This is a genomic window from Priestia sp. P5_B4 (assembly GCF_056400385.1).
This window is the reverse complement of sequence record NZ_JBFULJ010000963.1, coordinates 1-1,366: the sequence shown is the minus strand read 5'-3', so window position 1 is coordinate 1,366 and position 1,366 is coordinate 1. Positions and strand designations below refer to the sequence as shown.

General features: G+C 36.2%; 1 protein-coding gene. It reads right to left on the bottom strand.

Going from position 1 to position 1,366, the window contains the following annotated elements:
* Positions 1 to 302 precede the first annotated feature (302 nt).
* Positions 303 to 1,184, bottom strand: coding sequence for a glycine betaine ABC transporter substrate-binding protein (locus AC1DRF_RS27900; RefSeq protein ID WP_427076677.1), 882 nt, complete (start codon positions 1,182 to 1,184; stop codon positions 303 to 305).
* Between the last annotated feature and the right edge of the window lie 182 nt (positions 1,185 to 1,366).

Genomic DNA, 1,366 nt, shown 5'->3' with positions numbered 1-1,366 from the left:
GGCATAATTTATGTGATTCCCCAAAGCATAAAAATTATGCCAACATAGGTATAAATAAATACTTACATGCGAAACGTAAAGCATTCATTATTTAAATTGTACTTGGATAGTAGAAAGCAATGCTACTTTTTTTAATTTAAATATATTTTTTCAATTTACATATCAGGTTAAAAAACTTTCATTTATTGAACTTTTACCGACCTTACTCCGTTAGAAAAGCTGCAGATAAAAAGTTCTCCCACAAAAAAACCGTCTCTAAGTTAATAGCTTCACTTATGAGACAGCCTTTTCTTTTCCTTCTATTATTTTGCCCAGCTTTCCGTCACTTTTTTATTTTTAGAAATCCAGTTTTTCACACCTTTTGTTTCGTCTTTTGCACTGTTAATTTCTGATTCTAAAGATGCTAGTTGATCGGCACTAATAGAAAAATCTTTCAGCCACTTTGCTACTTCTGGATAATCTTCTTTAAATGCCTTTTTGCTAATCGACTGTATTTTTTCAGGTCCAGTTGGATTCATCGTATTTTTGGGATCTTTTAAGTATCTGAGATTATACTTTTCAAAAGCCCAGTGCGGGCGCCATAACGTAACAACAATGGGTTCTTTATTAGCAATGGCTTTATCTAATTCCGATAACATGGCGGCTGTGCTGCTTTCTACTAAATTCCAGTCTTTTAACCCATAGCTTGGCATCGCATGATCTTTAGTAAGACCGTTTATTCCAGATCCTGGTTCAATACTAATAATCTTTCCGTTAAACTCATCTTTCTTATTTTTTAAATCAGCTAGTGACTGCGCGTCTACGTAGTCGGGAACGGCCAATCCGCTATCTGCTTGATCATACCAAGTACCGAGCACGTCAACTTGTTTTCCAAATCTTTTCATATAAGAACTATGGGTGGTCGGCATCCATACATCCAAAAATAAATCAATGTTTCCTTGAGCAACTCCTGAGAAAAGCGGAGCTACGTCGCTTTGAACTGCTTTAACTTTATAACCTTTTTCCTCTAATAATTCCTTCCATAGAAACGTAACAGCTACGGCTTCGTCCCATGGTATGTATCCAATTGTAATTTCTTTTTTAGTCGTCGTGCTGCTTGCCGTATTGCTATTGCCACATGCGGAGACAAGCAGCATAATGACGATTGTTAGCATAATTAAAGAAAATTTTTTTGATTGTTTCATATACTCCCACCTTTATTCATTTTATTTACTTGATTGAATACCTTTTCTTTTTTGAGCAGAAAGGTGCGTCAGACGATCTAAAATAACGGCAATAATGACAACTGCAATCCCGCCGATAAATCCTAAGCCTACATCCAACATACTGATGCTTCTTAATACCTCAGCACCCAAGCCCCCTGCAC

Bases quoted from the DNA above. Each gene is read 5' to 3' on its own strand.
- AC1DRF_RS27900 (WP_427076677.1), bottom strand. From the start codon at position 1,184: ATGAAACAATCAAAAAAATTTTCTTTAATTATGCTAACAATCGTCATT.